Below are 25,782 nucleotides of genomic sequence, written 5' to 3' on the forward strand. Positions count from 1 at the left end.
GGATCTTCGCGAGCAGGCTCGCTCCCACAGGTTTTGTGTATCCCATCAAGCCTCATGTAATGGCACGCGCACCGACAAGGTCGTGCCCTCCCCCGGCTCACTGTCGAGGGTCAACTGCCCGCCCATGATCAACACGCGCTCACGCATGCCAACCAGGCCAAAGGATGTTGGCCGTCCCGCGTCAGTAATGAATCCTACACCGTCATCGCTGACTGCCAGACACAACTGGTCGTCTTCCTGCACCAGCGTCAACTCTACGGTATGCGCCTGGGCATGGCGCATCACATTGGTCAGCGCCTCCTGGAGTATCCGAAACAGGCCGATGGCCTTGGCGTCGCTCAAGGGCGGCAGGTTGTCAGGTACTTGCACCAGGCAAGGGATCTGCGTACGCGCCTCGAAACGCCGGGCCTGCCATTCGATGGCCGAGGCGATACCGGCGTCCAGGATCGGCGGGCGCAGCGCCGTCGCCACGTCGCGTACCAACTGGAACAGCTGGGCAATCAGGCGCTTCATGCTGTTGAGCCGTTCCTGCAGGCCCGGATCGAGTTGTGCGTAGGCCAATTCACACATCGAAGTTTCAAGCTTCAGTACCGTCAGCATCTGACCCAGTTCATCATGGACTTCCCGGGCGATCCGCGCCTTTTCCTCTTCCCGTACGCTTTCCAGGTGCGCCGACAGTTCACGCAATTGTTCCCGGGAACTGGCCAGCTCCAGTTCGATGCGCTTGCTTTCGGTGATGTCCCAGACGATACCGTCCCAGACGTAGGCGCCATCTTCGAGGCGACGGGTGATCGCCTTGATCTCGGCCCAGCGCTCCAGGCCTTCGCGGGTCAGGATACGTCCCTGCCAAGACCAATCGCTGTCGCTGTCCAGCGCCTGGTCCTGGGAACGGTGATAGCCAGACTTGTCTTCGGGGTGCACCAGACTGCGCAGCCCGGTATCGCTACGGGCCAGGGTTGCCGGGGAATAACCCACCAGGCTTTCGCTGCCTTCACTGATGTAGGCAAAGTCGATCTGTCCGGTCACCGATGCCCGCTCCAGGCGAAAGACCATTCCCGGAACGTTGGCGGCGATGCCCTGCAGGCGCGCCTCGCTTTCGCGCAGAGCCGCCAGCGCACGTCGACGTTCCGTCACATCGTTGAGGTAGACCACCAGGTATTCGGCATCACGAAAACGCAGGAAGCTCAAGGAAACGTCGGCCGGCAGGATGCTCCCGTCCGCTCGCACACACTCGGTCTCGAAACTCTGTGGCCCCTCCTCACTGGCACGGGCACGCTTCCACAGGTTCAGCCAGCGGTCCATGTGCAGGCCCGGCTCGAAGTCGATCAGCGGCCGGTCGATGATCGCGCCCTGCGCGTAGCCGAGCATGGTTTCGGCAGCACGGTTGGCGTAGCGCACATGACTGTCCCAGTTGACCCAGAGGATGCCGACGGTGCTCTGGTCGATGGAAAACTGGGTCAAGCGCAAGGCTTCTTCGCTGGCGGTGCGTTGGGCGATGTCTTCCCGCGCGGCACGCAGGCGACGCTCCACCGAGCGCTGCTGGCGGCGCTGCCAGAATACGATGGCCACGCTGCTGAGCAGCATTGCCAGGAGCAACAGCGTCAGGTTCTGCCAGAAGCCCGGGGTCTCGGTCAGGCGCGGATATTTTGGCTTGAGCCAGCGGCTGTGCAGTTGCTCCAGATCCTTCGCCGGGATGGCCTGCAAGGCGCTGTCGATGATCTCGGCCAACTGCGGCCAGTCCCGGCGTGTGGCCACCCGCAGCAATTGCGGCGAACCGATGTCGCCCACCACCGCCAGCTCGGCGAATTCGGGCTCGACCATCAGCCGTCCAAGCTGCGCCTCGTCGACCACCGCGTATCGGGCCTGCTGGGTCAGCAACAGCTGCAAGGCTTCACGCTCCATCGGCACACCCTGCAAATTGAGCGCCGGATAGTTGCTGCGCAGATAGTCGGCGGTGGCGCTGGGCATGCGCACCGCAACCCGGCTCTGAGTGTCGAGCTTCTCCAATTCCACGCCTTCGGCGCCTTTCTGCGCGCCGACGATCAGTTGCGGTACACGCATATAAGGGTCGGAAAATTGCCAGAGCCTGAGCCCCACCGGAGTCTGGGTCAGGCCTGGGGCGACATCCACCTCGCCATCACGCACCGCCTCTTCCAGTTGCGCAACGTCCTGAAAGTTGCGCCAGGTCAGTTCGACGTTCAAAGCCTTGCCCAACCACTGCATCAGCTCGACGTTGGTACCGGACAAACGCTGCAAGCGCCGGTCGTATTGCGCGTACGGTGCCTGCAGCACCAGGCCGACCCGTAGCTGCGGATGCTCCGCCAACCACTGGCGCTGGACGCCATTGAGTTGCACGTCATGGGTCTGCGGCGCAGGCGCGGCCCAGGCCATCAAGGGAAGCCATAAACAGCCGATAACCCACAGGCAGCAAAAACGCATCATCGAAGTCTCACGCACTGACAAATACTGACCAACCCATTAGGCTGCCGGAAATACTTCTGGTCATGGAATATCCGATGCCCTTTGTTTATCGCCTGGCGTTGCCAGCATTGTGCCTGTCGCTGATCCTGCCGAGTGCATTTTCTGTGCACGCCGGCGAACCAGCCCCCGCCGCTGCGGAACAACCCGCCGAAGAGAAGCCGGCCGAACGTCAACCCTTGCTCGAGCGTAGCCAGGAAGAAGCGGCGGCGCTTGCACGAAAGGTCCCGTCCCAGGAACAACAACAGCTACAAACCGGCAGCGATGCTTTTCTTGCGCTGTGGAAGCCAGCCAACACCAGCGATCCCAAGGGCGCGGTCATCATAATCCCCGGCGCAGGCGAAACAGCTGACTGGCCTCAAGCAATCGGCCCATTGCGCAAAAAGTTGCCGGATGCCGAATGGGGCAGCCTGAGTATCACGCTGCCGGACCTGCAAAGCGACGTCATCGCACCCCGCACCGTGGAAACACCGCCCGAAACCAAACCGGCGGACGTAGCGGCCGCAGCGCCGGACGCCACCACCGCCGCCCCCATCGAGCAAGTGGCCGGGGGCGAAGCCGATGCGGCAGATCCCGCCATCGCCGAAACCGGTGAAGAACATGCCAAGGCCGACGCCGAACGGATTTTTGCCCGCATCGATGCGGCGCTGGCCTACGCCGAACAGCAGAGCGCCCGCAGCATCGTGCTGCTGGGCCACGGCACTGGTGCCTATTGGGCGGCGCGCTACCTCAGCGAAAAGCAGCCCGCGCAGATCGAACGCTTCGTGATGGTCGCGGCCCAAACGCCCGTCACCGCCACGCCGGGCCTGGCCGAGCTGACGCCCACCCTGAAGCTGGCCACCGCCGACATCTTCTATATGGACAAACCATTGGATCGCAACGCGGCCTTGGAACGCCTGCAAGCGAGCAAGCGATTGAAGGGGTCGAATTTCAGCCAGGTCGCCCTCAAGGCGTTGCCCAACGCAACGGCGGAGCAGGAACAGTTGTTCCGGCGGGTTCGGGGTTGGTTGAATCCACAAACGGACTAACGCTTCAAGTGGACCATTATTGTGGCGAGGGATTTATCCCCGCCGTGGTGCGAAGCGGCCCCAAATTGTCGATGCGGGTGTCAGAAACTCCCTGATGAATGGTTTTGGGAGCGCTTCGCACTCCAGCGGGGATAAATCCCCTCGCCACAATTGCTCGACGCTCGGCTAGCGGAAATCCCGCCGTTCGCGAATCAGCCTATAGGCGTTATGCAGCTCCCGGGTCCTGTCAGTCGCTTCACGCACCTGCAAGGGCGTCGCCCCGCTACCGGCGATCTTGTCCGGGTGGTGGCGGCTGAGCAGCCGACGGTAAGCCCGCTTTATCTGTGACGGCTCACTGGTGGCGGAAACGCCCAGCAGCCGCAACGCCTCCTGGTAAGTCACGCCGCTGTTGGGTCGCGACAGTTTCTGCGGTTCGTAATCGATCGCCAGCGCCTGGACCTGCTGCGGCGTCCAGCCCAACCACTTGCCCCATTGGGCAAGCAACTCGCGCTCACTCGCACCTGCGCGGCCATCGGCCCACACCATCCGCCAGCAAGCCCGTAGCACGCCTTCAGCCGCATGGGGCTGGAGGGCGAGGCGGCGCAGATAACCGCGCAAGCGATCGTGCTCGGACTTGCCCCGGTTGAACGCCGCGATGGCGCGACGTTGCGCCGGCTCGCTCAAGTCGAGCGCGCGCATCTCTTGGCGAGCCTGCTGGATATGCCCATCGACGACGCGCCCATCGCTTTTCGCCAGGCGTCCGAGCAACACGAACAACAATTCATCATTGCGCAACGCCGGACGACCGCCCAGGCGCTCACGCACTTGCGCCCAGCTGTGCAGGTCCAGGCGCCGATCCAGCGCCTGTCCCAACAGTGCGCCGAGCATGGCCCCCGGGATGCTGGCTATGGCAAAGCCCGCTCCCGCTCCGATCAGAGTCCCTGGCCACCACATATCAACGGCTCGCTTCTATCAATGTTTCAACCTGCGCCAAGCGTTCATGAGTCCCGACATCTATCCAATGCCCGTCCAGGCGTTCGCCGCTGACCTGTTCCAGGGCCATGGCCCGGCGCAACAACGGCGCAAGCTTGAACGCGCCGTCAACGCAACCGTCGAACAGCCGCGGGTGCAGGACTGCGATCCCGCTATAGGTCAGTTTGTCGGCCGTCGGCGCGCCTTCATGAACCTTTCCGTCGGCCAGGATGAAATCCCCGCCGGGGTGATGCTCGGGATTGTCCACCAACACCAGATGGGCCATGGCGTCGAGCGGCCGATGCAAGGTGCCGAAATCGAAGTCGGTCCAGATGTCGCCATTGACCACCACGAACGCTTCGTCGTCCAACAGCGGTAGCGCGCGGAAGATGCCGCCACCGGTTTCCAATGGCTCGCCTTCCGCCGAATAGGCAATGCGCACGCCGAACCGCGAGCCGTCTCCCAGGTAATCCTCGATCTGTTGGCCGAGCCAGGCGTGATTGATCACCACCTCGCTGAAGCCGGCGGCAACCAGCGCGCGCAGGTGATACTCGATCAAGGGAACGCCGGCGACGCGGATCAAAGGCTTGGGCGTGGTCAGCGTCAGGGGCCGCATGCGCTCGCCCTTGCCTGCCGCCAGGATCATCGCCTTCATGCGGTCGCTCCGGCCGATTGCCGCAGGCTGCAAAGCAGTTCATCAAGCGGCGCCAATTCAGGACGACGAGCGATGACCGCTTCTATATAAGCGAAGAACCGCGGTACATCACCCAGGTATCTCGGCTTGCCGTCGCGATGGCAGATACGCGCGAAGATGCCGATCACCTTCAGATGGCGCTGTACGCCCATCAAGTCGCTGGCGCGCAGGAAATCCTCGAAATCCGGCTGGACCGGAATGCCGAGGGCACCGGCTTCTTGCCAGTAATTTTCCAGCCAACCACGCACACGCTCCTCGGGCCAACTGAGGAAGGCGTCCTTGAACAGACAGGTCACGTCGTAAGTCACCGGGCCATAAACCGCATCCTGGAAATCCAGCACGCCTGGATTGGGCTCGCTGAGCATCAGGTTGCGCGGCATGTAGTCGCGGTGCACCAGTACTTTCGGTTGGGCCAGGGCACTGTTGATCAATAGCTCGGACGCTTGCTGCCAAAGTTGTTGCTGGGTCGCATCGAGTTCGATGCCCAGCTCGCGCTTGACGTACCACTCCGGGAACAGCTCCAGTTCGCGACGCAGCAAAGCAACGTCATAGCTGGACAGTGGCGCCACCATCGGCAGTTGCTGAAACGCCAACAAGGCTTGCAGGGCATCGCGGAACAAATCGTCGGCATTTTCGCCGTCGATCACGTCCAGATACGTCCGGTTGCCCAAATCGTTGAGCAAAAGAAAACCGCGTTCGAGGTCTTCAGCATAAATTTTTGGCACGTTGATGCCGGATTTCGCCAGCAAAAAAGCAATATCGACGAAGGGTTTGCAGTTTTCCTGTGGCGGCGGCGCGTCCATCACGATCAAGCTGCGGCCCGCGCCTTCCCAACGGAAATACCGCCGGAAACTCGCGTCGCTGCTGGCCGCGGTCAATGTGGCCGGGGGCACGGCGCCCCAACCTTGCTGGGTGAAAAGGATCGGTAGTTGCTCATCGAGCCAAACTTTCAGGTGTTGCAAGCGTACATCTTGGTCAGGCATTGCAAGGGTCTCCGACGGCGCTAGCCGTCAAGCGGGTCATGCTTTATTATCCAGCATCTTTTTCAGACCATCGAGAGGCGTGCGGCCCACACCGCGGGCAGATGGCACGCAGGAAGCCCGGACTAATAAGATGGCATTGAAATCCCCCGCGTTTCGTAAAAAATTTCCGTTGCTGGTCACCGGCAGTCTGCTGGCCCTGCAACCTTTGGCCTCTTCATTCGTCGTCGCGGCGCAGCAGTATGACTGCTCCGTCTCCGCTTCGGGTGCCTGGGACTGTTCACCCAAGACGCCGGCCGCTGCATTGCCGCCGCGCCCCGTGCATGAAGGCAGCGCAGTAGCCGATAGCGGCAGCGCCCCGGCCGAAAGCGGTTCTGGCGAAGAAGCCGGTGAAAAGCCGATGCTGGTCACCGAAGCCAAGGGCCGTGGCCTGAAGTCGCGCAGTGCAGACTACAGTCACCTGGACTGGGTTCCGCGCGAGAACCTCACGCCCGCTCAACTGGCTGAAACCGGTCCCTACTGCGCTGGCGCGTATATCGAACCGACGCGTCCTGGCATGAACGACAAGACGGCCAAAAGCGACGCCCCGACCTTCCTGGGCGCCAAGGCCTCGCGCTACGAGCAGGAGCAGCAGGTAGCGACCCTGGCCGGTGACGTGGTCATGCGCCAGGGCAGCATGCAGGTCGAAGCCGACGAGGCCAGCCTGTACCAGGCCGAGAACCGTGGCGAGCTGAATGGCAACGTACGGGTTCGCGACAACGGTGCGCTGATCGTCGGCGACCACGCCGATGTGCAGCTGGACACCGGCGAAGCCAAGGTCGACAACGCCGAATACGTGATGCACAAGTCGCGCATCCGCGGTAATGCGCTGTATGCCAAGCGCGCCGAGAACGCGATCATCCGTCTCAAGGACGGCACTTACACCACGTGCGAACCGAGCAGCAACGCCTGGACACTCAAGGGCAACAACATCACCTTGAACCCGGCCACCGGTTTCGGTACTGCAACCAACGTGACATTGCGGGTCAAGGACATTCCGGTCCTGTACACGCCGTACATCTATTTCCCGATCGACGACCGTCGCCAGTCCGGCTTCCTGCCGCCGACCATTGGCAGCGGCAGCGATACCGGCTTACTGCTGGTCACCCCGTACTATTTCAACCTGGCGCCAAACTACGACGCCACGTTGTACCCACGCTACATGGGCAAGCGCGGAATGTTGATGGAAGGCGAATTCCGTTACCTGACCAAATCCAGTGAAGGTCAGTTCGGCGCCGCGTACCTCAACGATGAAGACGATGAGCGTAGCGGGCAGACCGACTACGACAAGACCCGCTACATGTACAACTGGCAGCACAAGGGCGGCCTCGATTCGCGCGTGCTGACGGAAGTCGACTACACCAAGATCAGCGATCCGTACTACTTCCAGGATCTCCAGACCGACCAGATCGGCGTGGAATCGCGGGACTATGTGAACCAGCAAGGTGCCGTCAGCTATCGCGGTGACAACTACACCGCGCGGTTGAATGCCCAGGCTTACCAGATGGCGACGATTTCGAAGATCACGCCTTATAACCGCTTGCCTCAGATCACCTTCAACGGCTCTCTGCCCGAACATCCGTATGGTCTGGATTTCGCGTACAAGACCGAGCTGGTGCGGTTTGATCGTGATTTGCGGACCGGTCAATACACCGATGAAGACGGTAACAGCGAGGACTTTCTCGATACTCGCGTTAGAGGCTTGGCACGAGCCAACGGCGACCGTATGAACCTGGCGCCAGTTGTCAGCCTGCCGATGACGGCTAGCTATGGCTATATCAAGCCATCGCTCAAGTATCAGTACACGCAATACGATTTGGATCTCGATAGCACAGGCAAGAACGCCGTTGGAAACGGCTACGACAGCACGCCTAACCGCAGTGTTCCAATCGCCAGTATCGACAGCGGTCTCTATTTCGACCGTAATACTCAATGGTTCGGCACCAACTATCGCCAGACCCTGGAGCCCCGCCTGTTCTATCTCTATGTACCAGAGAAGGACCAGAGCGATATCCCAGTGTTCGATACCAGCGAATCGACCTTCAGCTATTCCTCACTGTTCCGAGATAATCGCTTCACCGGCTCCGACCGTGTCGGCGACGAGAACAAGCTGTCCCTGGGCGTGACTAGCCGATGGATTGAAGAGAACGGTTTCGAACGCCAACGTCTCGCCGTCGGCCAGGCTTTTTACTTCAAGGATCGCAAGGTTCAATTACCTGGCATCGACTTTGATACGCGTGAAGACGCAAAATCCGACGTCTCCCCATATGCCTTGGAATACGAATATCGCTGGAACCGCGATTGGCGCACCACGGCGACCTACAACTGGGACCCGGACACCCACAGCCCTCGTTCGGGCAGCGCGATGTTCCATTACCAGCCGGAAGACAACCCGAACAAGGTCATCAATGCCGGTTACCGTTATCGCAACGACCAGGTCCGCTACGACGAGGCCACAGGCCAATGGCAAGTGGGCGGTGGCGACTATGGTCGGCCGGGTGATGCGGACTACGTGAAGGACTACTACAAGATCAAGCAGCACGACTTCTCGGTCATCTGGCCGATCGTGCCGCAGTGGAACGCCATCAGCCGCTGGCAGTATGACTACAACCGCAACCGTACCCTGGAAGCCTTTGGTGGTTTCGAATACGACAACTGCTGCTGGAAACTGCGCCTGATCAACCGTTACTGGGTCGACTATGAAGAGTTCAGTCAAGCCGCCCCGGAAAACGAAAAAGGCGACCACGGCGTCTTCCTCCAAATTGTTCTGAAGGGACTCGGCGGCCTCACCGGCGCCAAGGTAGAGAGTTTCCTCGACAAAGGCATTCAAGGTTATCGTGAACGTGAAGACCAAGCTTTCTGATTGTCTGCGCCCGCTGATGCTGGGCGCGCTGTTCCTGGGTACCGCGGCCAACGCCGCGGTGCAATCCATCGACAAGGTCGTGGCCATCGTCGACAACGACGTGGTCATGCAAAGCCAACTGGACCAGCGTGTCCATGAAGTCCAGCAAACCATTGCCAAGCGTGGCGGTGGCTTGCCACCACCGGGCGTGCTGGACCAGCAGGTGCTTGAGCGCCTGATCGTTGAAAACCTGCAATTGCAGATTGGCGAACGTTCCGGCATCCGCATCACCGATGAAGAGCTGAACCAGGCTGTCGGCACCATTGCCCAGCGCAACAACATGACCATCGACCAGTTCCGCGCCGCCCTGGCTCGCGACGGCCTGTCTTTTGACGACGCCCGCGACCAGATCCGTCGCGAGATGGTCATCAGCCGTGTACGTCAGCGTCGTGTGGCCGAACGCATCCAGGTGTCCGAGCAGGAAGTGAAGAACTTTCTCGCTTCCGACCTGGGCAAAATGCAGCTGTCCGAAGAGCTGCACCTGGCAAACATCCTGATCCCCACTCCGGAAAGCGCCAACTCCGAAGCGATCCAGAGTGCGTATCGCCAGGCGACGGACGTTTACCAGCAACTCAAGCAAGGCGCTGACTTTGGCCAGATGGCCGTGGCGCGTTCCGCCAGCGAGAACGCGCTGGAAGGCGGCGACATGGGCTGGCGCAAAGCCGCTCAGCTGCCCCCTCCGTTCGACCGCGAGCTCAGTTCCATGGCCGTGGGTGACATCACCCAGCCAGCCCGTACACCCGGCGGTTTCATCATCCTGAAGCTGTTGGAAAAACGCGGTGGCGGCACCCAGGTTCGCGACGAAGTACATGTTCGCCACATCCTGATCAAGCCGAGTGAAATCCGCAGCGAAGCCGAAACCAAGCGTTTGGCCGAGAAGCTTTACGAACGGATCACTTCTGGCGAGGACTTCGCCGAGCTGGCGAAGAGCTTCTCGGAAGACCCGGGTTCGGCCCTGAACGGTGGCGACCTGAACTGGGTCGACCCGAATGCGCTGGTTCCCGAATTCCGCCAGGTCATGGCCGAAACACCGCAGGGCCAACTGTCCAAGCCGTTCAAGAGCCCTTATGGCTGGCACGTGCTGGAAGTCCTTGGCCGCCGCGCCACCGACAGCACGACCCAGGCGCGCGAGCAGCAGGCCATGACGGTATTGCGTAACCGCAAATACGACGAAGAGTTGCAAACCTGGCTGCGCCAGATTCGCGACGAAGCCTACGTCGAAATCAAACTCCCTGGCGCAGACCAGGCAGCGCAGTGAAACCCAAGCGTTTCGCGCTGACCCCCGGCGAACCAGCCGGCATTGGTCCCGACCTCTGCCTGCTGCTCGCCTCGCAAGCCCAGCCGCACCCCCTGATTGCCATTACCAGCCGCGATCTGCTCATTGAGCGGGCCGCGCAGTTGGGGGTGGCGGTCGACCTGCTATCGGTCACGCCGGATGCCTGGCCCGATGCTCCGGCGCCTGCCGGCTGCCTGTATGTTTGGGATACCCCGTTGGGCGCCCCGGTCGTGACGGGACAGTTGGACACCGCTAACGCGGCGTTCGTCCTGGACACGCTGACCCGCGCAGGCCAGGGCTGCCTGGACGGAGCCTTCGCTGGCATGATCACTGCCCCGGTGCACAAGGGCGTGATCAACGAATCCGGCATACCGTTTTCCGGCCACACGGAGTTCCTGGCCGACCTGAGCCAGACCGCGCAAGTGGTGATGATGCTCGCCACCCGAGGTCTTCGCGTGGCGCTGGTCACCACTCACCTGCCCCTGAAGGATGTCGCCGACGCCGTAACATCGCAACGCCTGGAACGGGTCACGCGGATACTGCACACCGACCTCCGGGAAAAATTCGGCATCGCCCAGCCTCGTATCCTGGTGTGCGGGCTGAACCCCCATGCCGGCGAAGGCGGACACCTGGGCCGCGAAGAAATCGACATCATTGAACCTACATTGGAACGCTTGCGCAGCGAGGGCATGGATTTGCGTGGCCCGCTGCCGGCCGACACTCTGTTTACCCCCAAATATCTGGAGCACTGCGACGCGGTGCTGGCGATGTACCACGACCAGGGCCTGCCCGTGCTGAAGTACAAAGGCTTCGGCGCGGCGGTCAACGTGACCCTGGGCCTGCCCATCATCCGTACCTCGGTGGACCACGGCACTGCCCTGGACCTGGCCGGCAGCGGCAGGATCGACACCGGCAGCCTGCAAGTCGCACTGGAAACCGCCTACCAGATGGCCGAGACCCATTTATGACCGAGCAATACCAACACCGCGCGCGCAAGCGCTTCGGCCAGAACTTCCTGCATGACGCTGGCGTGATCGATCGCATCCTGCGTTCCATCAATGCCAAGGTGGATGATCGCCTGCTCGAGATCGGGCCGGGCCAAGGCGCCCTGACCGAAGGTTTGCTCGGCAGCGGCGCACAACTGGACGTGGTGGAACTGGACAAGGACCTCGTCCCGATCCTTAACCAGCAATTCGCCGGCAAGAGCAACTTCAACCTGCACCAAGGCGACGCGCTGAAATTCGACTTCAACAGCCTGAACGCCGCGCCGGGCAGCCTTCGAGTAGTGGGCAACCTGCCATACAACATCTCCACGCCGCTGATTTTTCACCTGCTGAACAATGCCAGCCTGATCCGCGACATGCACTTCATGCTGCAGAAGGAAGTGGTCGAGCGCCTCGCCGCCGGTCCTGGCGGCGGCGATTGGGGGCGTTTGTCGATCATGGTCCAGTACCACTGCCGCGTGGATCATCTGTTCAACGTGGGGCCTGGCGCGTTCAACCCACCACCGAAAGTTGACTCCGCCATCGTCCGGCTTGTCCCCCACGCGGTCCTGCCGCATCCGGCAAAGGATCATCGCTTGCTGGAACGCGTCGTGCGCGAAGCCTTCAACCAGCGTCGCAAAACCCTGCGAAACACCTTGAAGCTGTTGCTCAGCAGCGCCGAGATCGAAGCCGCCGGCGTCGATGGCAGCCTGCGTCCCGAGCAGCTGGACCTGGCGGCTTTCGTGCGCCTGGCCGACAAGCTCAGCGAACAAGTCACGCCCTCGACGGCTGCCAACTAACAGGCCACGACCGCTATCGGGCAGTACGCCGGTCTGGTTTACTACCCGATACGTGGCCTAGACTAATCTCTTGAGTCATGTCCGCGTCCCGCTTAAGGCCTTTTTGCATGTCCGATCCTCGTTATCAGGTCGACGTCAGCGTCGCCACCCGCTTTCTGGCAGAACAGTCGCAACCCGAACACAACCGTTTCGCTTTCGCCTATACCATCACGGTGCGCAACAACGGCTCTTTGCCGGCCAGGCTATTGTCGCGACACTGGGTCATCACCGATGGCGACGGACACGTCGAGGAAGTCCGCGGCGAGGGCGTGGTCGGCCAGCAACCGTTGATCGACGCAGGTAAAAGCCACAGCTATAGCAGCGGCACGGTGATGACCACCCAGGTCGGCACCATGCAGGGTACCTACCAGATGTTGGCCGAAGACGGTAAACGCTTCGACGCCATCATCAAGCCCTTTCGCCTGGCGGTGCCCGGAGCGCTGCACTGATGGCCACGTATGCGGTGGGCGACCTGCAAGGCTGCCTAGACCCGCTCAAGTGCCTGCTGGAACGGGTAGCGTTTGATCCACAAAAAGACACGCTGTGGCTGGTGGGCGACCTGGTCAACCGCGGCCCGCAATCACTCGAAACCCTTCGCTTTCTCCATGGCATCCGCGATTCGCTGGTCTGCGTGCTTGGCAACCACGACCTGCACTTGCTGGCCGCCTGGCAGAACATCGAGCGCCTGAAAAAATCCGATACCTTGAAAGAGATCCTGGACGCGCCTGATTGCGTCGAGCTGCTCGAATGGCTGCGCCAGCAAAAGCTCATGCATTACGACGAGACGCGCAACCTTGCACTGGTCCATGCCGGCATTCCGCCCCAATGGTCCCTGCGCAAGGCATTAAAGTGCGCGAGCGAAGTGGAGCAGGCGCTACGGGACGACAACCTGTTCGGCCCCTACCTGGACGGCATGTACGGCAACGAACCGGTCAAATGGGACAATGACCTGACCGGCGCGGCCCGCCTTCGGGTCATTACCAACTATTTCACCCGCATGCGTTTCTGCACACGCGACGGCAAGCTGGATCTCAAGGGCAAGGAAGGCATCGAGACCGCCCCACCCGGTTATGCGCCATGGTTCAAGCACAAGGAACGCAAGACCCGTAACCTGAAGATCATTTTTGGTCATTGGGCGGCCCTTGAAGGTCAAAGCGACGAGCCCGGGGTCTTTGCCCTCGATACCGGCTGCGTATGGGGCAGCGCGTTGACGCTGATGAACGTCGACACCGGCGAACTGCTGCGCTGCGATTGCGACGATAAAGGCCGCCCCAAACCACATCTATCGACCACCGCATCATTGCCGGCCGGCACTGCCCTTTGATCGGCTTTGCGCTTCAGGCCACAGGAGTCCTAAATGACCGAATTCAAACGCATCCCTCCCGAACAGGCCCACGCCCTGCGTGAACAAGGCGCCGTCGTCGTCGATGTGCGCGACCCCGCCACTTTCGCAGTTTTGCACATCAGTGGCTCCAAGCATCTGGATAATCATTCCCTTCATGCTTTCATCCAGGCCGCTGATCTCGATGCGCCTACCATCGTGGTCTGCTACCACGGCAACTCCAGCCAGAGTGCGGCGGCCTACTTGATCAGCCAGGGCTTCAGTGACGTCTACAGCCTGGACGGTGGTTTTGAGCTGTGGCGCTCGACTTACCCTGGAGAAACCGAGCAAGGCTCCCACGAATAATTTTTTATGCCGTGCAAGCCCACGCGAACCGCGGGCTTGGGCGATGGCAGACGAACGGTCTGCCATAACTAATTACGTATTCCACCTTTACCTCTCAGATTCCGAACTATCCTTAGCCTCAGGCCATCCAAAACAGGGGAGAGCCGGTACACCGGCGCGCGGGTCATCGGGAGTCAGCTTCCAGGAGTCGATATTCCTGGAAGCATTCTGGGGGGTAAAACGGCAACTGGGTTCCCAGCGGCTGTCCAGCATCGACTGATTGATCCGACACCGGCTCCACGTATCGAGCGAGGTGACGTCATGAGTATTTTTAGCCACTTCCAGCAACGTTTCGAGTCCACGCGGCAGGAGGAGTACTCGCTGCAGGAATACCTCGAACTCTGCAAGCAGGACCGCAGTGCCTACGCATCGGCCGCGGAGCGTCTGTTGCTGGCCATTGGAGAACCGGAACTGCTGGATACCTCGACCAACTCGAGGCTCTCGCGGATATTTTCCAACAAGGTGATCCGCCGCTACCCGGCCTTTGCCGACTTCCACGGGATGGAGGAATGCATCGAGCAGATCGTGTCCTACTTCCGCCATGCCGCCCAGGGCCTGGAGGAGAAGAAACAAATCCTCTACCTGCTCGGCCCCGTCGGCGGCGGTAAATCATCACTGGCCGAGAAGCTCAAGCAACTGATTGAGAAAGTGCCCTTTTATGCCATCAAGGGGTCGCCGGTGTTCGAGTCCCCGCTGGGGCTGTTCAACGCCACCGAAGATGGCGCCATTCTCGAGGAAGATTTCGGCATTCCGCGCCGCTACCTCAACACCATCATGTCGCCATGGGCCACCAAGCGCCTGGCCGAGTTCGGCGGTGACATCAGCCAGTTCCGGGTGGTCAAGCTCTACCCATCGATCCTCAACCAGATTGCGGTCGCCAAGACCGAGCCTGGGGATGAAAACAACCAGGACATTTCCGCCCTGGTGGGCAAGGTCGATATCCGCAAGCTGGAGGAATTCCCACAGAACGACGCCGACGCCTACAGCTATTCTGGCGCGCTGTGCCGGGCCAACCAGGGCCTGATGGAATTCGTCGAAATGTTCAAGGCGCCCATCAAGGTGCTCCACCCGTTGCTGACCGCCACCCAGGAAGGTAACTACAACAGCACCGAGGGGTTGGGGGCGATTCCGTTCAGCGGCATCCTGCTGGCGCACTCCAACGAATCGGAATGGCACACCTTCCGCAACAACAAGAACAACGAAGCCTTCATCGACCGGATCTACATCGTCAAGGTGCCTTACTGCCTGCGGGTCACCGACGAGGTGAAGATCTACGACAAGCTGCTGTTCAACAGCTCGCTGTCCAAGGCCCATTGCGCGCCCGACACACTGAAGATGCTGGCCCAGTTCACCGTGCTGTCGCGCCTCAAGGAGCCGGAAAACTCCAACATCTATTCGAAGATGCGGGTCTACGACGGCGAAAATCTCAAGGACACCGATCCAAAGGCCAAGTCGATCCAGGAATACCGCGACAACGCGGGCGTGGACGAAGGGATGAACGGCCTCTCCACTCGTTTCGCGTTCAAGATCCTGTCCAAGGTCTTCAACTTCGATCCGCATGAAATCGCCGCCAACCCGGTCCACCTGTTGTATGTGCTTGAGCAACAGATCGAGCAGGAACAATTCCAGGCGGAAACCCGCGAGCGGTACCTGCGCTTCCTCAAGGAATACCTGGCGCCCCGCTACATCGAGTTCATCGGCAAGGAAATCCAGACCGCCTACCTGGAATCCTACAGCGAATACGGTCAGAACATCTTCGATCGCTACGTGCTGTACGCAGATTTCTGGATTCAGGACCAGGAATACCGTGATCCGGAAACCGGCGAGATCCTCAATCGCGTGGCGCTCAACGAGGAACTGGAAAAGATCGAGAAACCGGCGGGCATCAGCAATCCGAAGGATTTCCGCAACGAGATCGTCAACTTCGTCCTGCGCGCCCGGGCCAACAACAACGGCAAGAACCCTACGTGGCTCAGCTACGAGAAGCTGCGGGTGGTCATCGAGAAGAAAATGTTCTCCAACACCGAAGACCTGCTGCCCGTCATCAGCTTCAACGCCAAGGCCAGCAAGGAGGACCAGCAAAAACACAACGACTTCGTTACACGCATGGTCGAACGTGGCTACACCGACAAACAGGTACGACTGCTGTCCGAGTGGTACCTGCGGGTCCGGAAATCGCAGTAGTACAGCGACAAGCTACAAGCTATGAGCTGCAAGAGAAAAGCGCGTGAGCCTGCTTTTGCTTGCAGCTTGTAGCTCACGACTTGAAGCTCCCCCGGAGGGGCCTATGAGCTATGTGATCGACCGACGCCTCAATGGCAAGAACAAGAGCACGGTGAACCGCCAGCGTTTTTTGCGGCGCTACCGTGATCACATCAAGAAAGCCGTCGAAGAGGCGGTCAGCCGCCGCTCCATTACCGACATGGAACACGGCGAACAAATCAGCATTCCCGGTCGCGACATCGACGAGCCGGTGCTTCACCATGGCCGCGGCGGCAAGCAGACCGTCGTGCACCCTGGAAACAAGGAATTCACCAGCGGCGAGCACATCCCTCGCCCACCCGGTGGGGGCGGAGGCAAAGGCCCTGGCAAGGCTGGCAATTCCGGCGAAGGCATGGACGAGTTCGTGTTCCAGATTACCCAGGAGGAATTCCTTGAATTCATGTTCGAGGACCTGGAGTTGCCGAACCTGGTCAAACGCAACCTGACGGGCACAGACACCTTCAAGACCGTGCGGGCCGGTATCAGCAACGAGGGCAACCCCTCGCGCATCAACATCATCCGCACCCTGCGCTCAGCCCACGCCCGCCGCATCGCCCTGTCAGGTAGCAGCCGGGCGAAACTGCGCGAAGCCAAGGAAGAACTGGCCCGTCTCAAGCGCGAGGAACCCGATAACTTCGGCGACATTCAGGACCTGGAAGCGGAGATCGAGAAACTCAGCGCGCGCATCCACCGCGTGCCGTTCCTGGATACTTTCGACCTCAAGTACAACCTGCTGGTGAAGCAGCCAAACCCCAGTTCCAAGGCCGTGATGTTCTGCCTCATGGACGTATCCGGCTCCATGACCCAAGCGACCAAGGACATTGCCAAGCGCTTCTTCATCCTGTTGTACCTGTTCCTGAAGCGGAACTACGACAAGATCGACGTGGTGTTCATCCGTCACCACACCAGCGCCCGGGAGGTCGACGAAGAAGAATTTTTCTATTCCCGGGAAACCGGTGGCACCATTGTTTCCAGCGCCTTGAAGTTGATGCAGGAAATCATGGCCGCACGTTATCCAGCCAACGAATGGAATATCTATGCGGCGCAGGCGTCCGACGGGGATAACTGGAACGACGATTCGCCCATTTGCCGCGACATCCTGATCAACCAGATCATGCCGTTCGTCCAGTACTACACCTATGTGGAAATAACTCCACGCGAACATCAGGCCCTGTGGTACGAATACGAACGCATCGCCGAAGCCTTTTCCGACACGTTTGCCCAACAGCAACTGGTCTCGGCCGGGGATATCTACCCGGTCTTCCGTGAACTCTTCCAGCGCAGGTTAGTGACATGACCGCCAAAAAAGAGCAGAAGCGCCAGCCCATCTCCACCGGTTCCGAATGGACATTTGAACTGATCCAGGCCTACGACCGCGAAATCAGTCGTATCGCGGACCGTTATGCCCTGGACACCTACCCGAACCAGATTGAAGTGATCACCGCCGAGCAGATGATGGACGCCTATGCGTCGGTCGGCATGCCGCTGGGCTATCACCACTGGTCCTATGGCAAGCATTTTCTCAGTACGGAAAAATCCTATAGCCGAGGCCAGATGGGATTGGCCTACGAAATCGTGATCAACTCCGACCCGTGCATTGCCTACCTGATGGAAGAAAACACCATCTGCATGCAAGCCTTGGTGGTGGCGCATGCGTGCTATGGGCACAACAGTTTCTTCAAGGGCAACTACCTGTTCCGTACGTGGACCGATGCCAGCTCGATCATCGATTACCTGGTATTTGCCAAGCAGTACATCATGCAGTGCGAAGAGCGCCACGGCATCGACGCCGTGGAGGACTTGCTGGATTCCTGCCATGCCTTGATGAACTACGGCGTGGACCGCTACAAGCGCCCCTATCCGATTTCCGCTGAAGAAGAGCGGCGCAGGCAAAAGGACAGGGAAGAACATCTGCAGAAGCAGATCAACGACCTATGGCGGACCATCCCCAAGGGCGCGGACAAATACAGCGAGAAGGACAACGCGCGCTTCCCTGCCGAGCCCCAGGAAAACATCCTCTATTTCATCGAAAAGCATGCGCCGCTGCTGGAGCCTTGGCAGCGGGAAATCGTGCGGATCGTGCGCAAGATCGCCCAGTATTTCTATCCGCAGCGCCAGACTCAGGTCATGAACGAGGGTTGGGCGACGTTCTGGCACTACACACTGATGAACGACCTGTACGACGAGGGCCTGGTCACCGACGGCTTCATGATGGAGTTCCTCACATCCCATACCAGCGTGGTGTTCCAACCCGGCTTCGACAGCCCCTATTACAGCGGCATCAACCCTTATGCGCTGGGCTTTGCGATGTACCGCGACATTCGGCGGATGTGTGAAAACCCAACCGAAGAGGATCGTCGCTGGTTTCCTGAGCTGGCCGGGTCGGATTGGTTGTCCACGATCAAATTCGCGATGAGCAGCTTCAAGGATGAGAGCTTCATCCTGCAGTACCTTTCGCCCAAAGTGATCCGCGACCTGAAGCTATTCAGCATCCTTGACGATGATCAGAAGGACGACCTGCTGGTACCCGCGATCCATGATGAAAGCGGTTATCGCATCATCCGTGAAACCCTGGCGGCGCAGTACAACCTGGGCAATCGCGAACCCAACGTACAGATCTACAGCATCGACCGCCGTGGGGATCGCTCGCTGACGCTCCGTCATCAACAGCACAATCGCAAGCCGCTGGGCGATTCAACCGATGAAGTCCTCAAGCACCTGCATCGCCTCTGGGGATTCGATATCCACCTCGAAACCCTGCAAGGCGAACAGGTGATGAAAACCCATCATGTCCCCCCGCGAAATGAACAAGCCGAAGGAGACTACGGCCGCCTGGACTTGGCCGTCATACATCTTTGATAGCGTTTTCGCCTCCGGCGGTCCGGCGTAAAGGTTTATCCTGTCGGCCCAACGGAGGTTTTTTATGCAAATCTACAAAGTTGGCGGCGCCGTTCGCGACCGCCTGCTGGGGATTCCCGTCACCGACATCGATCGGGTCGTGGTGGGGGCCACCGCCGAGGAAATGCTCGCCAAGGGCTTCCGCCCCGTAGGGGCTGATTTCCCGGTATTTCTTGACCCGAAGACAGGCGAGGAATATGCCCTCGCCCGCACGGAACGAAAGAGCGGCAGGGGTTATGGTGGCTTCGTGTTCCATGCCAGCCCCGAGGTGACGCTCGAAGAAGACCTGATCCGCAGGGACCTGACAATCAACGCGATTGCCGAGGATGATCATGGCAATCTCATCGACCCCTATCATGGCCAGCGTGATATCGAAGCACGGATGCTGCGTCACGTTTCCATGGCTTTCGCCGAAGATCCCCTCAGGGTCCTGCGTGTTGCTCGTTTTGCCGCGCGCTATGCCCCGCTGGGCTTCAAGGTTGCAGACGAGACTCTCGAGCTGATGCGCCAACTCAGCGGTTCAGGAGAGCTGGAAGCACTGACGGCAGAACGCAGCTGGAAAGAAATCTCACGCGCGCTGATGGAAAACCAGCCGCAGGTATTTATTCAAGTGCTTCATGACTGTGATGCGCTCAAGGTCCTGATGCCCGAAGTCGATGCATTGTTCGGCGTACCACAACCTGAAGCCCATCATCCCGAAATCGACACGGGCGCTCATACCCTAGGCGTGCTGGAACAGTCAGCACGGTTCAAGCAGCCGCTGTCGGTCCGTTGGGCTTGCCTGTTGCATGATTTGGGAAAAGGCCTGACGCCCGAGCATGAATGGCCACGCCACATCGCCCATGAACACACCGGGCTGAAACTGATCAAAGCGGTCAACGAGCGTTTCAAGGCGCCCCGCGACTGTCAGGAATTGGCGCTACTGGTGGGCCAATACCACACCCATGGTCATCGCGCGCTGGAACTCAAGGCATCCACTTTGCTTGAGCTGCTGCAGAGTTTCGATGTGTACCGGCGCCCCCAGCGCTTCGAGGAGTTCATCGCCGCATGCGAGATGGACGCACGCGGACGCAAGGGGCTTGAAGAGCGAAGTTATCCACAGGCCGATTATCTGCGGGGCGCTGCGTCAGCGGCCCGGGCAGTAGCGGTGCAACCGTTGCTGGAGAAAGGCTTCAAGGGACCGGAACTCGGTGAGGCGATCAAGCGTGAGCGCCTCAAGACGCTGAAGGCTTACAAGGAAGCGGCGAGCTGACGACGTCGGCCGCCGCTTTACAGCAGATCCAACGGCGTAAGCTGCTTCCCTCGCCACTCGAATGCCACCGGCGCTAGCACCTGGTCGATCTGTGCTTCTTCCCACAACGTTGCAAAGCTCTTGCCCACGCCCGGATGAATCCGATCCGGCGCAATCAACGACAAAGGCCATAGCACAAAGGCATTCTTGAGGATTTCCGCGCGCGGAAGGATCAACCCATCGAAGTTGCCAACCTGTTCGCCATACAACAACACGTCGATATCCAACGGCAAACCCTTGCGGTCCGGCGCGTAACGACCATTGTCGGCCTCGATGAATTTGAGCCGGCGATCCAGCTCCATCAGCGGTAGGTCAGTGAAGGCCGACACGACAAAATTGAAGAACGGACCGCTCTTGATGCCTACCGGCTGGCTCTCGAACACGGCCGAGCAGCGCATATCGACCAAAAAACCGGCCAATGCCTCAAGCCCTGCGGACAAATGGGTTTCGCGCTCGATATTGCTGCCGAGCCCGAGGAAAACCTGTGTCAGCGACATCCGCGCTCGATCTCCACGCCAACCCCACTGGCAGCCGGAACGGCGCCAGGCTTGGTTACTTTCAGGCGCAGCCAGGTAATCTCGAACTCGTCCATGAGTTCCTTGGCCAAACGCTCTGCAAAGGTCTCGACCAGCTGGAACTGCGCCAGCTCTGCGAACGCCTGGATACGCGCCGAAACGCTGGCGTAATCGAGAGCCAGGGTAAGGTCGTCGCCCGCGGCGGCCGGGCGGTTGTCCCAGGCGAAGCTCAGGTCAAGCCGCAGACACTGTCGGATGCCTCGCTCCCAGTCGTAGGCACCGATTACCGTGTCGACTTCCAGGCCCTCGATAAACACTCTGTCCAAGCACTTTTCTCCGCAGCACGACAAGGGCGCAATGCGCCGTTAGAATCAGGGCGTCCTCGCCCGGAATGGTTAGCATGTTTTGGTTACTGGCGATCCTCGCCTACCTGCTCGGCTCACTGTCCTTCGCCATTTTGCTCAGCCGCCTGACCGGTCGCCCGGATCCGCGAATGAGTGGCTCGGGCAATGCCGGTGCCACCAACATGCTGCGCCTGGCCGGACGCAAACTCGCCATCCTGACCCTGCTTGGCGACCTCTGCAAAGGCCTTGTCCCGGTATTGATCGCCAGCCTTGCAGGGCTCTCGTTGCAGCAACAGGCCTGGATCGGCGTCTGCGCCGTCATCGGCCACCTGTTCCCGCTGTACTTTCGCTTTCGTGGCGGCAAGGGTGTCGCCACCGCCGCCGGCATGCTGCTGGGTCTTTATCCCCCTGCCGCCCTGCTGGCTGTCTGCGCCTGGCTGCTGACCTTCTACCTGACTCGGACCAGCTCCCTGGCCGCGCTGATCGCCACGCCGCTGACCCTGCCGTTGCTAGCCTGGCAGGAACCGGCGGCCCTGCTGCCAATGACCGCGCTGGTTGCACTGATCGTCTGGCGCCACCGGGGCAATCTACGCGACCTGTTCGCCGGGCGCGAACGGCATTTTTAAATGACGCTTCACAGCGGCGCCAACTGCTCCATGGGCCAGCGCGCCTGCACGCTGATCGCCAGGCTTTCCTGCTGGCCGGCCAGCAAACGTTGGCAACCAGCAAAAGCGATCATCGCGCCATTATCTGTGCAGAACTCCGGCCGGGCGTAGTAAACGTCGCCCTTCATGTCGCCGAGCATTTTTTCCAATGACAATCGCAAGGCTTTGTTGGCACTCACCCCGCCGGCGATGACCAAGCGCTTGAGCCCGGCCTGTTTCAAGGCGCGCTTGCACTTGATGGTCAAAGTCTCCACCACGGCCTGCTGGAATGCCAGGGAGATGTCGCAACGGGCTTGCTCACTGTCGTCCCCGGCGCTGACGCACTGCTGCCAGGTATTCAACGCGAAGGTTTTCAGGCCGCTGAAGCTGAAATCCAGGCCAGGCCGATCGCACATCGGACGAGGGAAGACGAAACGTCCTTCAACCCCTTGGGTTGCCAGCCGTGCGATTTCCGGTCCGCCCGGATAATTGAGGCCCATCATCTTCGCGGTTTTGTCGAAAGCTTCCCCGGCGGCATCGTCGAGCGACTCCCCCATGAGGGCGTACTGACCGATTCCGTCCACGCGGACAAGCTGCGTATGACCACCCGACACCAACAAAGCGACGAACGGAAATTCCGGCGGTTGCGGTTCCAGCATTGGGGCCAGCAGGTGACCTTCCATGTGGTGCACGCCCAAGGCCGGAATGCCCCAGGCAAAGGCCAGCGCCTGGGCACAGGAAGCGCCGACCAGCAGCGCGCCGACCAGGCCCGGCCCTGCGGTATAGGCGATGGCATCGATCTCGGTCGGCACACAGCCGGCTTCGGCCAGGACCTGGCGGATCAAGGGCAGCATGCGCTTGACGTGGTCACGGGACGCAAGCTCGGGCACCACGCCGCCATAGGCGCGGTGCAGGTCGATTTGACTGAACAAAGCATCGGCCAGCAGGCCACGCTCGCTGTCGTAGAGAGCAACGCCGGTTTCGTCGCAGGATGTTTCTAATCCCAGTACTAGCATGGGTTTGCGCCTTGTAGAGGCTGAATTCGAAGGCGCGCATAATAGTCGCCGCGTTGTGCCCCGACCAGCGGTTTTCGATCAGAGGCTTTGCATTCCGAGCGTTGAGGGGTTAACATCCGCAACCCTTAAAAACCGACGTCTTCAAGTGCTCTTTTGCCGCGAGGATGTTGACCCCGGTAATGAATGAAGGTAGCTCTGGATGCCAGCCGTCAAAGTAAAAGAGAACGAACCCTTCGACGTAGCTCTGCGTCGTTTCAAGCGCTCCTGCGAAAAAGCCGGTGTTCTGGCTGAAGTTCGTAGCCGCGAATTCTACGAGAAGCCGACTTCCGAGCGTAAGCGCAAAGCAGCAGCCGCTGTTAAGCGTCACGCCAAGAAAGTTCAGCGCGAACAGCGCCGCGCCGTACGTCTGTACTAATACACAGACGTCCGTCGCAAGCTTCTTGCCAAGCCCGGCCCTCAAGCCGGGCTTATGGCATTTGCGGAAAACGCTTGATGCTTCACTGTCAAAGCCGCAGACGCGACCTAGACAACCCGCTTCACCGCGTCAGACCTGGCTCTTTTGCCAGCGGTGCACGTCTCTTCTGACGAGCCTTCCAAGGCTACTGACGAGCACACCCTGATTCCTCTAACGACGATCAGCCCAAGGCACCCGCTTGCGTGCCCGCTTGATGAGCTATCCGTGGCCAGACCGGCCGTTACCGGACTCAGCGCAACACATTCATACAGTCGAATACTGATAGTCATTAACGTCAGTGGATAATCGGCAGATACACTTCCCGACAGCAATGAAGCAGACGACCCGGTCGAGCCACCTGTTTTCCGTGCCTCAAAACCAGGAACCGATGACGCCTGCTGATCTCGGGCCCTTTTTCGCGCAGTGATGATGAGAACGCCATGGCCGGGCTGATTCCCCAGAGCTTTATTGACGACCTCCTGAACCGCACCGACATCGTCGACGTGGTCAGCTCTCGCCTGCAAATGAAGAAAGCGGGCAAGAACTACACGGCCTGCTGCCCGTTCCACAAAGAAAAAACCCCGTCTTTCAGCGTCAGCCCCGACAAGCAGTTCTACTACTGCTTTGGCTGCGGCGCGGGCGGCAATGCCCTCGGCTTCATCATGGACCACGACAACCTGGACTTCCCCCAGGCTGTCGAAGAACTGGCCAAAGCCGCTGGCATGGAAATCCCTCGCGAGGAAAGCGGTCGGCAGCACAAGCCGCGCCAACCGACCGACTCGCCGCTTTATCCACTGCTGACCGCCGCGGCTGATTTTTATCGCCAGGCCCTGAAAAGCCATCCGGCCCGCAAGGCGGCGGTGGATTATCTCAAGGGCCGCGGCCTGACCGGCGAGATTGCCCGTGATTTCGGCCTCGGCTTCGCCCCGCCCGGCTGGGACAATCTGTACAAGCATTTAAGCAGCGACACACTGCAGCAGCGCGCGATGATCGATGCCGGCCTGCTGGTCGAGAATGCCGAGACCGGCAAGCGCTACGACCGCTTCCGTGACCGCGTGATGTTCCCGATCCGCGATACGCGCGGGCGAATCATCGCCTTTGGCGGTCGGGTACTGGGCGATGACAAACCTAAGTATCTGAACTCCCCGGAAACGCCGGTGTTCCATAAAGGCCAGGAGCTTTATGGCCTGTACGAAGCGCGCAAGAACAACCGCAACCTCGACGAGATCATTGTCGTCGAAGGCTACATGGACGTCATCGCCCTGGCCCAGCAAGGCTTGCGCAACGCCGTTGCAACCTTGGGCACGGCCACCAGCGAAGAACACATGAAGCGCCTGTTTCGCGTGGTGCCGAGCGTGCTGTTCTGCTTCGACGGAGACCAGGCCGGGCGCAATGCCGCCTGGCGTGCGCTGGAGGCAACGTTGCCATGTTTGCAGGACGGGCGACGCGCACGCTTTCTATTCCTGCCCGAGGGCGAAGACCCGGATACTCTGGTGCGCTCCGAAGGTACCGATGCATTTCGTGCACGGATCAACCAGCACGCGCAGCCGCTGGCCGATTATTTTTTCCAGCAACTGACCGAAGAAGCCGATCCGCGCTCCCTCGAAGGCAAGGCGCACATGGCCACCCTCGCAGCGCCGCTGATCGACAAGGTGCCGGGCGCCAACCTGCGCACGCTCATGCGTCAACGCCTGAGCGAAATCACCGGCCTCAACAACGAAGCGATGAATCAACTGGCCCACAGCGCCCCTCAAGAGGCGCCGCCAGCCTATGACCCAGGCATTGATTACGACGCGATGCCGGATTTCGCCGACTATCATCAACCCCAGCAGGATTACGCCCCGCAGCAGGAATGGACGCCGAAAAAGAACGCCGGTGGCGGCAAGAAATGGGACAAGAAACCCTGGGACAAGAACGGCAAGCGCGGCGATCGCGACCAGCCACGTGCCCCGCGCGTGCCGGCCGCCGTCGAACCACCAACACTGGCCGCCTTGCGCACCTTGCTGCATCACCCGCAACTGGCCGGGAAAGTAGAGGACGCCGGGCACTTCGCCGCCGAGGACCACAGCAACACACAATTGCTGGTGGCACTCCTTGAAGCCGTGCAGAAGAACCCCAAGCTAAACTCATTCCAGTTGATCGCGCGGTGGCACGGCACCGAGCAAGGGCGCCTGTTGAAGGCGCTGGCCGAGAAGGAATGGCTGATAGAGGGAGACAACCTTGAACAACAGTTTTTCGACACCATTACTAGCTTGTCCGCCCGCCAACGCGAGCGAAACCTGGAACAACTTCTGCGCAAAGCTCGCCAGAGCGAGTTGACCAGCGAAGAGAAAAACCAATTGCGGGATTTACTCAGCCGCAATGTTTGCGCATCAAACCCGACCTCAACTGGCGCGTGAGGTCACAGCTCAGGTATAATCCTCGGCTTGTTTTTTGCCCGCCAAGACCTTCAGTGGATAGGG

Annotated in this window: 22 protein-coding genes; 15 read left to right on the plus strand and 7 right to left on the minus strand. The window is 60.2% G+C overall.

Annotated elements, in window-relative coordinates; genetic code table 11:
* Positions 1-45: 45 nt before the first annotated feature.
* Positions 46-2,442, minus strand: a complete 2,397-nt coding sequence (locus tag KSS97_RS26385) for a PAS domain-containing sensor histidine kinase (protein WP_030139218.1) — start codon at positions 2,440-2,442, stop codon at positions 46-48.
* Between the two features lie 74 nt (positions 2,443-2,516).
* Here KSS97_RS26385 and KSS97_RS26390 point away from each other — a divergent pair, with 74 nt between their 5' ends.
* A complete protein-coding gene (locus KSS97_RS26390; protein WP_217860475.1) occupies positions 2,517-3,506 on the plus strand; it encodes an alpha/beta hydrolase family protein in 990 nt (329 codons plus the stop codon).
* Positions 3,507-3,671: 165 nt separating this feature from the next.
* Here the strand turns inward: KSS97_RS26390 and KSS97_RS26395 are convergent, their stop codons facing one another.
* Genes KSS97_RS26395 through KSS97_RS26405 form a run of 3 tightly spaced genes read right to left on the minus strand, consistent with a single transcriptional unit; the run spans position 3,672 to position 6,134 of the window.
* Positions 3,672-4,439, minus strand: a complete 768-nt coding sequence (locus KSS97_RS26395; RefSeq protein WP_030139220.1) for a TerB family tellurite resistance protein — start codon at positions 4,437-4,439, stop codon at positions 3,672-3,674.
* A 1-nt stretch (position 4,440) separates the two neighbouring features.
* Positions 4,441-5,112 (minus strand): N-acetylmuramate alpha-1-phosphate uridylyltransferase MurU, encoded by a 672-nt coding sequence (murU, locus tag KSS97_RS26400; RefSeq protein WP_030139221.1) that lies wholly within the window; start codon positions 5,110-5,112, stop codon positions 4,441-4,443.
* On the minus strand, positions 5,109-6,134 hold the full coding sequence (locus tag KSS97_RS26405; RefSeq protein WP_217860476.1) for an aminoglycoside phosphotransferase family protein: 1,026 nt from the start codon (positions 6,132-6,134) through the stop codon (positions 5,109-5,111). Before KSS97_RS26405 ends, murU begins: the two co-directional genes overlap by 4 nt.
* A gap of 130 nt (positions 6,135-6,264) precedes the next feature.
* Between KSS97_RS26405 and KSS97_RS26410 the strand changes: the two genes are divergently transcribed.
* The 11 genes from KSS97_RS26410 (at position 6,265) to KSS97_RS26460 (ending at position 20,308) form a co-directional block, all read left to right on the plus strand.
* Positions 6,265-9,033 (plus strand): LPS-assembly protein LptD, encoded by a 2,769-nt coding sequence (locus KSS97_RS26410; RefSeq protein ID WP_217860477.1) that lies wholly within the window; start codon positions 6,265-6,267, stop codon positions 9,031-9,033.
* The gene (gene surA, locus KSS97_RS26415; RefSeq protein ID WP_033864455.1) at positions 9,014-10,330 is read left to right on the plus strand and encodes a peptidylprolyl isomerase SurA; all 1,317 of its coding nucleotides are present in this window, start codon (positions 9,014-9,016) and stop codon (positions 10,328-10,330) included. The genes KSS97_RS26410 and surA overlap by 20 nt, the downstream gene beginning before the upstream one ends.
* Complete coding sequence (gene pdxA / locus KSS97_RS26420) at positions 10,327-11,316, plus strand: 4-hydroxythreonine-4-phosphate dehydrogenase PdxA (RefSeq protein WP_030139225.1); 990 nt, start codon at positions 10,327-10,329, stop codon at positions 11,314-11,316. Before surA ends, pdxA begins: the two co-directional genes overlap by 4 nt.
* A complete protein-coding gene (gene rsmA / locus KSS97_RS26425; protein ID WP_217860478.1) occupies positions 11,313-12,131 on the plus strand; it encodes a 16S rRNA (adenine(1518)-N(6)/adenine(1519)-N(6))-dimethyltransferase RsmA in 819 nt (272 codons plus the stop codon). The genes pdxA and rsmA overlap by 4 nt, the downstream gene beginning before the upstream one ends.
* Before the next feature lie 107 nt (positions 12,132-12,238).
* A complete protein-coding gene (gene apaG, locus KSS97_RS26430; protein ID WP_030139227.1) occupies positions 12,239-12,619 on the plus strand; it encodes a Co2+/Mg2+ efflux facilitator ApaG/CorD in 381 nt (126 codons plus the stop codon).
* Positions 12,619-13,494 carry a symmetrical bis(5'-nucleosyl)-tetraphosphatase gene (locus tag KSS97_RS26435; RefSeq protein ID WP_217860479.1) on the plus strand — a complete coding sequence of 292 codons (876 nt, stop codon included), beginning with the start codon at positions 12,619-12,621 and terminating at the stop codon, positions 13,492-13,494. The genes apaG and KSS97_RS26435 overlap by 1 nt, the downstream gene beginning before the upstream one ends.
* Positions 13,495-13,527: 33 nt before the next feature.
* Entirely contained in the window at positions 13,528-13,857 is a 330-nt protein-coding gene (gene glpE / locus KSS97_RS26440) for a thiosulfate sulfurtransferase GlpE (RefSeq protein ID WP_030139229.1), read from the plus strand.
* A 300-nt stretch (positions 13,858-14,157) separates the two neighbouring features.
* Positions 14,158-16,080, plus strand: a complete 1,923-nt coding sequence (locus tag KSS97_RS26445; protein ID WP_030139230.1) for a PrkA family serine protein kinase — start codon at positions 14,158-14,160, stop codon at positions 16,078-16,080.
* 103 nt (positions 16,081-16,183) lie between these two features.
* Complete coding sequence (locus KSS97_RS26450) at positions 16,184-17,455, plus strand: YeaH/YhbH family protein (RefSeq protein WP_030139231.1); 1,272 nt, start codon at positions 16,184-16,186, stop codon at positions 17,453-17,455.
* Positions 17,452-19,017, plus strand: a complete 1,566-nt coding sequence (locus KSS97_RS26455) for a SpoVR family protein (RefSeq protein WP_030139232.1) — start codon at positions 17,452-17,454, stop codon at positions 19,015-19,017. The genes KSS97_RS26450 and KSS97_RS26455 overlap by 4 nt, the downstream gene beginning before the upstream one ends.
* A gap of 64 nt (positions 19,018-19,081) precedes the next feature.
* Entirely contained in the window at positions 19,082-20,308 is a 1,227-nt protein-coding gene (locus tag KSS97_RS26460) for a multifunctional CCA addition/repair protein (RefSeq protein WP_030139233.1), read from the plus strand.
* A gap of 17 nt (positions 20,309-20,325) precedes the next feature.
* Here KSS97_RS26460 and folK read toward each other — a convergent pair whose 3' ends face one another.
* On the minus strand, positions 20,326-20,844 hold the full coding sequence (gene folK, locus KSS97_RS26465) for a 2-amino-4-hydroxy-6-hydroxymethyldihydropteridine diphosphokinase (RefSeq protein ID WP_030139234.1): 519 nt from the start codon (positions 20,842-20,844) through the stop codon (positions 20,326-20,328).
* Positions 20,835-21,188: a dihydroneopterin aldolase gene (gene folB / locus KSS97_RS26470; RefSeq protein ID WP_030139235.1), complete on the minus strand. Its 354-nt coding sequence runs from the start codon at positions 21,186-21,188 to the stop codon at positions 20,835-20,837. The genes folK and folB overlap by 10 nt, the downstream gene beginning before the upstream one ends.
* A gap of 74 nt (positions 21,189-21,262) precedes the next feature.
* Here folB and plsY point away from each other — a divergent pair, with 74 nt between their 5' ends.
* Complete coding sequence (gene plsY / locus KSS97_RS26475) at positions 21,263-21,832, plus strand: glycerol-3-phosphate 1-O-acyltransferase PlsY (RefSeq protein WP_003206189.1); 570 nt, start codon at positions 21,263-21,265, stop codon at positions 21,830-21,832.
* Between the two features lie 8 nt (positions 21,833-21,840).
* Here plsY and tsaD read toward each other — a convergent pair whose 3' ends face one another.
* Positions 21,841-22,866, minus strand: coding sequence for a tRNA (adenosine(37)-N6)-threonylcarbamoyltransferase complex transferase subunit TsaD (gene tsaD / locus KSS97_RS26480; RefSeq protein ID WP_030139236.1), 1,026 nt, complete (start codon positions 22,864-22,866; stop codon positions 21,841-21,843).
* Between the two features lie 199 nt (positions 22,867-23,065).
* Here tsaD and rpsU point away from each other — a divergent pair, with 199 nt between their 5' ends.
* Positions 23,066-23,281 (plus strand): 30S ribosomal protein S21, encoded by a 216-nt coding sequence (gene rpsU / locus KSS97_RS26485; protein WP_002551877.1) that lies wholly within the window; start codon positions 23,066-23,068, stop codon positions 23,279-23,281.
* A 479-nt stretch (positions 23,282-23,760) separates the two neighbouring features.
* Positions 23,761-25,719 (plus strand): DNA primase, encoded by a 1,959-nt coding sequence (gene dnaG / locus KSS97_RS26490; protein ID WP_030139237.1) that lies wholly within the window; start codon positions 23,761-23,763, stop codon positions 25,717-25,719.
* Positions 25,720-25,782: the final 63 nt, after the last annotated feature.

Source organism: Pseudomonas alvandae (assembly GCF_019141525.1).
In the GTDB taxonomy this organism is placed as follows: domain Bacteria; phylum Pseudomonadota; class Gammaproteobacteria; order Pseudomonadales; family Pseudomonadaceae; genus Aquipseudomonas; species Aquipseudomonas alvandae.